This is a genomic window from Streptomyces sp. NRRL F-5630 (assembly GCF_000719475.1).
Lineage (GTDB): Bacteria > Actinomycetota > Actinomycetes > Streptomycetales > Streptomycetaceae > Streptomyces.
In genome coordinates this window covers 278,902-285,192 of record NZ_JOGO01000003.1, presented here as the reverse complement: position 1 = coordinate 285,192, position 6,291 = coordinate 278,902, and the positions used below count along the sequence as shown (strand labels likewise).

At 74.3% G+C, this 6,291-nt stretch carries 5 protein-coding genes; 2 read left to right on the top strand and 3 right to left on the bottom strand.

The window, feature by feature from the left end:
* Positions 1-208: 208 nt before the first annotated feature.
* On the bottom strand, positions 209-2,701 hold the full coding sequence (pepN, locus tag IF99_RS0102585) for an aminopeptidase N (RefSeq protein ID WP_030994639.1): 2,493 nt from the start codon (positions 2,699-2,701) through the stop codon (positions 209-211).
* A 114-nt stretch (positions 2,702-2,815) separates the two neighbouring features.
* Here pepN and IF99_RS0102580 point away from each other — a divergent pair, with 114 nt between their 5' ends.
* Positions 2,816-3,007 carry a hypothetical protein gene (locus IF99_RS0102580; RefSeq protein WP_078654958.1) on the top strand — a complete coding sequence of 64 codons (192 nt, stop codon included), beginning with the start codon at positions 2,816-2,818 and terminating at the stop codon, positions 3,005-3,007.
* A gap of 216 nt (positions 3,008-3,223) precedes the next feature.
* Here IF99_RS0102580 and IF99_RS0102575 read toward each other — a convergent pair whose 3' ends face one another.
* A complete protein-coding gene (locus IF99_RS0102575) occupies positions 3,224-3,541 on the bottom strand; it encodes a chorismate mutase (protein ID WP_010261206.1) in 318 nt (105 codons plus the stop codon).
* Positions 3,542-3,591: 50 nt separating this feature from the next.
* Here IF99_RS0102575 and IF99_RS0102570 point away from each other — a divergent pair, with 50 nt between their 5' ends.
* Positions 3,592-5,325: a glycoside hydrolase family 35 protein gene (locus tag IF99_RS0102570; protein ID WP_030994637.1), complete on the top strand. Its 1,734-nt coding sequence runs from the start codon at positions 3,592-3,594 to the stop codon at positions 5,323-5,325.
* A gap of 128 nt (positions 5,326-5,453) precedes the next feature.
* Here the strand turns inward: IF99_RS0102570 and IF99_RS0102565 are convergent, their stop codons facing one another.
* Positions 5,454-6,206, bottom strand: a complete 753-nt coding sequence (locus IF99_RS0102565; RefSeq protein ID WP_030994636.1) for a S1 family peptidase — start codon at positions 6,204-6,206, stop codon at positions 5,454-5,456.
* Positions 6,207-6,291 lie beyond the last annotated feature (85 nt).

Sequence of the window (6,291 nt, the reverse complement as noted above, 5' to 3'; positions counted from 1 at the left end):
GTATAAGAGACAGCGCCCCCACCCCGGCCAACGGCCGGCCCACAACAGCCGACCCCCAGCACCCGGCCGACAACAACAGGCCCACCACGGTCGGCCACAACCCCGCCCGCCCACGCCCCCGGCCCGCAGCGGCCGGCTCCCCCGAACCCGCCCGCCGAGGGGCGTACGTACCCCCTGCCGTCAGCCCCCTGCCGTCAGCCCCCTGCCGTCAGCCCTTCGCGTTCTCCCGCACCCGCAGGGCGCGGCGGAGGTCGTCGAGCTGGTCGGCGAGGGTGCGGCGCAGGGCCGGGGTCGCGTCGGTGGCCGTGCGGAGGGTTTCCTCGCCGAGGGCGAGGTGTGCGGGGGTGACGGCGCTCCTCGGGAAGGCGGTCCGGCCAGCCGCCTGGGCGAGGGCGGGGCTGCGGCGGGCGGCGAGGGCGAGCGCGGCCGGGTAGTAGCGGTCCACGTAGGGGGCCAGCAGCTCGGCCTGTTCGGGCTGCCAGAAGCCCTGCGCGGTGGCGGTGAAGAGGTAGTTGGAGAGGGTGTCGTCCTCGAAGAGGGAGTGGAAGGCGGCTTCCTTGGCCTCGGGGGTCGGCAGGGCGGCGCGGCAGCGGGCGGCGCCCTCGTGACCGGTGGCGCTCGGGTCGCGGTCGAGTGCGGCGGCGATGGCGGCCTCGTCGGTGGCGCCGAGGACGGCGAGGCGGGTGAGGAGTGCCCAGCGCAGTTCGGGGTCGAGGGCGGGGCCGCCGGGGACGGTGCCGTCGTCGTACCACTCCTGGAGGGTCTCGGGGCGCGTGGCGAGGTGGAGGAGGTTGCGTACGGCGGTGAGGCGCAGCGAGGGGTTGTGGCCGTCCTCGGTGCGGCGCAGGAGGTCGCGGCACGTGTCGCCGAGGAGGGCGAGGACCTCGGGGCGCCGGGCGGTGTCGGTGTACAGGTCGGCGACCTGGGTGTGGGCGAACTGGAGGACGCCGCGGACGACGGCGGGGTCGTCCTCGTGCGGGAGGTGGGCGCGGACGACGGCGAGGTAGTCGGCGGGGGCGAGGCGGCTGTCGCGGACGGCGTTGCGGAGCGCGGTCCAGACGACGGCGCGGCTCAGGGGGTCCGTGATGCCGGAGAGGTGGGCGGTGAGGGTGGCGTGCGAGACGTCGTCGAAGGCGGTCTTGACGTAGGTGTGGTCGTGGTCGTTGAGGAGGACGAGTGCGGGGCGGGGGGCTTCGACGGTGACGGTCGTGGGGGTGCCGGGGGTGAGGTCGAGCCACGTGTCGGGGCGGCGGCGCGGGGCGCCCTCGGGGTCGAGGTCCCACAGGCCGAGGCGGACGCGGTGGGGGCGGGTGCCCTCGTGGCGGACGGTGAGGCGGGTGCCGGTCTCGTCGAGGGCGGGGGTGAGGGTGTCGACGCCCGTGGTGCGCAGCCAGGACTCGGCCCAGGCGTGGACGTCGCGTTCGGTCGCGGAGGCGAGCGAGTCGAGGAAGTCGGCGAGGGAGGCGTTGGCGAACTTGTGGCGGGCGAAGTGGGTGTTGATGCCCGCGAGGAAGTCCTCCTCGCCGAGCCAGGCGACGAGTTGACGGAGGGCGGAGGCGCCCTTGGCGTAGGAGATGCCGTCGAAGTTGAGGAGGGCGGCGGCGGTGTCGGGGACGTCGTCGGGGGCGACGGGGTGGGTGGAGGGCCGCTGGTCGGCCTCGTAGCCCCAGGTCTTGCGGGAGGCGACGAACTCGGTCCAGGCGTCGGCGAAGCGGGTGCTGGCCTCGGTGAGGGTCTGGTAGCCCATGTACTCGGCGAAGGACTCGTTGAGCCAGATGTCGTCCCACCAGCGCAGCGTGACGAGGTCGCCGAACCACATGTGGGCCATCTCGTGGGCGATGACCATGGCGCGGGTCTGGCGTTCGGTCTCCGTGACGGCGGAGCGGTAGACGAACTCGTCTCGGAAGGTGACGAGTCCGGGGTTCTCCATGGCGCCGGCGTTGAACTCCGGGACGAATGCCTGGTCGTAGGAGTCGAAGGGGTAGGGCTCGGTGAATTTCTCGTGGTAGCGGTCGAAGAGCGCGCGGGTGACGTCGAGGATCTCCTCGGCGTCGGCGTCGAGGTAGGGGGCGAGGGAGCGGCGGCAGTGGATGCCGAAGGGGAGGCCGCGGTGCTCGGTGCGGATGGAGTGCCAGGGTCCGGCGGCGATGGCGAGGAGGTAGGTGGAGATGAGAGGGGTGGTCGCGGCGGTCCAGGTGCCGTGGCCGTCGTGGGTCGTGACGGTGTTGGTGAGGACGGTCCAGCCTTCGGGGGCGGTGAGGGTGAGGTCGAAGACGGCCTTGAGGTCGGGCTGGTCGAAGGCGGTCAGGACGCGCTGGACGTCCTCCATGAAGAGCTGGGTGTAGAGGTAGGTCTCGCCGTCGCTGGGGTCGGTGAAGCGGTGCATGCCCTCGCCGGTGCGGGAGTAGCGCATGGTCGCTTCGGTGGTGAGGGTGTGTTCGCCCGCGGCGAGGGCGGGCAGGGGGTAGCGATTGCCGTCGAGGCGGGCGGGGTCGAGGGGGGCGCCGTCGAGGGCGATGCGGTGCAGCGTGTCCGGCTTCAGCTCGACGAAGGTGTCGCCTTCGGTGCGGGCGGTGAAGTGGATGGCGGTGGTGGAGCCGAAGGTCTCGTGGCCCTGGGTGAGGTCGAGGTGGACCTCGTAGCGCTGGACGTCGAGGAGTGCGGAGCGGGTGTGCGCTTCGTCGCGCGTCAGTACGGACATGGGGACATGCTGCCGGAGACGGGTGGGGTTGCGGGAGGCAGGGCGCGGCATGGTGGCGCGCGGGGGTGGGGAGGTCTACTGTGCGCGTCCGGCTGTGTGGGAGGAGTGAGCGGTGTGACGGTGGTGGAGCTGTACGGGGGTCCGCTGGACGGGAAGCGGCACGAGGTGGAGGGGGAGCCGGGTGCGGAGCTGCGGTTCGCGGCGGTGCCGAAGTGGGAGGGGGCGCGGGAGGACGAGGCGGTGACGCTCGTGTACCGGCGGGAGGACGGGGCGTACCGGTACGTGGAGTCGGTGCCGGGGGTGTAGCGGGTACGGGGCGGCGTGGCGCGCGCCCGCACGGCTCCCACGGGAGGGGACCGCGCGTGCGCGCCCCGCGCACGGCCCGTACGGGGCCGGTCCGCGTGCACGCGCCCGCACAGCGCGGATCGCGCGCCCACCCAGCCCCCGGTGGGACGCCACCACGCCCCCCGGGCAGCGGCCCCGACGGGGCGGGGTGCGGGTGCGCCGCCCGCCCCGTGCGCCTCAGCTCTTGCCGCCCGCTTCCTCCGCGATGCGCTCGTGGTGCCGGATGACCTCCGCCACAATGAAGTTGAGGAGCTTCTCGGCGAAGGCCGGGTCGAGTTTGGCGCTTTCGGCGAGGCGGCGGAGGCGGGCGATCTGCTGGGCCTCGCGGGCGGGGTCGGCGGGGGGCAGCTGGTGGGCGGCCTTGAGGTGGCCGACCTGCTGCGTGGCCTTGAAGCGTTCCGCGAGCATGTAGATGACAGCGGCGTCGATGTTGTCGATGCTGTCCCGGAGCCGGAGCAGTTCGGCGCGGGCGTCCTCGGCGTTGCTGGTGGTCATGGACACGGAGCCTACGGTGGCCGGGGTGCCGGGGCGGACAGGGGTGGGCGATGTTCGGCACGGGCGAGCGGGATTTCCTCGTGGACGGGCGGCCCGTGCGGCTGCTCTCCGGGGCGTTGCACTACTTCCGGGTGCACGAGGGGCAATGGGCGCACCGGCTGGGGATGCTGCGGGCACTGGGCCTCAACTGCGTGGAGACATACGTGCCGTGGAACCTGCACGAGCCGGAGCGGGGGCGGTACGAGGACGTGGCGGCGCTCGGTCGTTTCCTGGACGCGGCGGCGGAGGCGGGCCTGTACGCGATCGTCCGCCCGGGGCCGTACATCTGCGCCGAGTGGGAGAACGGCGGGCTGCCCGCGTGGCTGAGGGGCCCGCTGCGGACGCGGGACGCGAGCTTCACCGAGCCGGTCGCGGAGTGGTTCCGGCGCCTGCTGCCGCAGGTCGTGGAGCGGCAGGCGGACCGGGGCGGGCCCGTGGTCCTGGTGCAGGTGGAGAACGAGTACGGGAGTTACGGCTCGGATGCCCTGTACCTGCGGTGGCTGGAGGGGCTGCTGCGTGAGGTGGGGGTGACGGTGCCGTTGTGCACGTCCGACGGTCCCGAGGACTGGATGCTGTCGGGCGGCACGGTGCCCGGGGTGCTCGCGACGGTGAACTTCGGCTCGGGGAGCGCGGAGGCGCTCGCGGCGCTGCGGCGGGTGCGGCCCGAGGGCCCTTTGATGGTCATGGAGTTCTGGTGCGGGTGGTTCACGCACTGGGGGGACGAGGCGGTGGAGCGCAGGGACGCGGTGGACGCGGCGGCGGAGCTGCGGGCGATCCTCGACGCGGGCGCCTCGGTGAACATCTACATGGCGCACGGCGGCTCGAACGGCGGCTGGGAGGGCGCGAACCGGCTCGGCGAGTGGCAGGACGAGGCGTACACGGCGACGACGACGTCGTACGACTACGACGCGCCGATCGACGAGGCGGGCCGTCCGACGCGGAAGTTCCACCTCATGCGGGAGGTCCTGGCACCGTACGCGGACGGTCCGCTCCCGGAGTTGCCCGCCGCTCCCCCGGCGCTCGGCGCGGAGGCGTCCGTGCGGCCCGCCGCGTGGGCGCCGCTCGGTGCGGTCGTGGACGCGGTGGGCGGCGGGGAGCGCGAGTCGGCGTGGGCTCCGTCGTTCGAGGATCTGGGCGTGGACCGGGGTCTGGTCCGCTACCGGCTGCGTGTCCCGGGGCCGCGCGCGCCGCTTCCCCTGCGGCTGCCGGAGGTACGGGACCTGTGCGAGATGTACGTGGACGGGGTCCGGGTCGCGCCGGGCACGCCAATGGGAGGCGGGGCGGAGGTCGAGCTGTGGGTGGAGTCCCTGGGGCGTGTCAACTACGGGCCGCGGCTGGGCGAGTCGAAGGGTCTGCCGGGCGGTGTCCTGCACGCGACCCAGTACCTCCACGGCTTTCGCGCGACCCCGCTGCGCCTGCGGGACCTGGAGGGCGCGCTGCCCGCGCTGCCCTTCACGGCGCCGCCGGTGGCGGGGGCGCGGGGCCTGCACCGCGGCACGTTCACGACCGCCGCCGCGGGTGACGCCTGGCTGTCGCTGCCGGGGTGGGGGCGGGGCTTCGTGTGGCTCAACGGCGTGTGCCTGGGCCGCTACTGGTCCGAGGGACCGCAGCGGGAGCTCTTCGTGCCGGGGCCCGTCGTGCGGGCGGAGGGCGAGAACGAGCTACGGGTCCTGGAGCTGGCGGGGCCCGAGGGCGTGGACGGCGGGGAGGCCGGGGCGGTGCGGTTGCGGCCGGTGGAGGGCTGAGCCCGCTCCGCTCGGCCGGTCCGGGGCCCGTGCCGTCGTGGTCCCGGGTGTCCGGGGGCCCGCATCGCCATGGTCCCGGTGCCCGTGCCGCGGTGGTCCCCGGCGCTCCCGGGGCCGCTCCCCCGGCGTCACAGCGTCTGTGCCGCCTTCGCGATGTCCTCGCGGAAGTGGCTCAGTTCGGTGTAGACGCCGGGGGTGTGGGCGCGGCCGCAGCCCTGGCCCCAGCTGACGATGCCGATCTGGACGGGTTCGCGCGAGGGGCCGGGGCGGAAGAGGGGACCGCCGGAGTCTCCCTGGCAGGCGTCGGCGCCGCCCTGGGGCCTGCCCGCGCAGAGTTCCTCGGCCGGGACGAGCTCCTTGCCGTAGGTGCGGGCGCAGGTGCGGTCGTCGACGAAGGGGACGTGGACGCCGCGGAGCCGGCGCACCTCGGTGCCGTCCTCGTGAGTGGCGCCCCAGCCGGCGACGGTGAAGGTGCCCTTGTCGTAGCGCTTCGACGGGGTGAGCGGGAGGGTGGGGAGGTCGACGGGCTCGGCGAGTTCGAGGAGGGCCCAGTCCTTGCCCGATCCGTCGTAGCCCGGGGCGAGGACGGCTTTGGTGCCGCGCACCTTGAGCGCGTCGGGGCTGTCGAGGTCGGTGGTGCCGAGGGTCGCGGTGACCTGGTCGGGGCGGACGGTGCCGTCGAGGCAGTGCGCGGCGGTGAGGACGAGGTCGTCGGCGTAGAGGGAGCCGCCGCAGCCCATCGAGAGATGGACCGTCCAGGGGTACTCGCCGGGGGCCACCGCGGAGCCGCCGACGACGGGGCGCGGCGCGGCGTGGGCGGCGGTGCCGGCGAAGGTGAGCGCGACGGCGGCGACGACGGCGCCGAGGGTGCGGTACGGCAACGGGGGCCCTTTCGCTGGGGGGTGCTCCGGTGACGGGTGCCGGTGGGGAGCCTGCCCAACGAGACGGGCGGGGAAGCGTGACGGC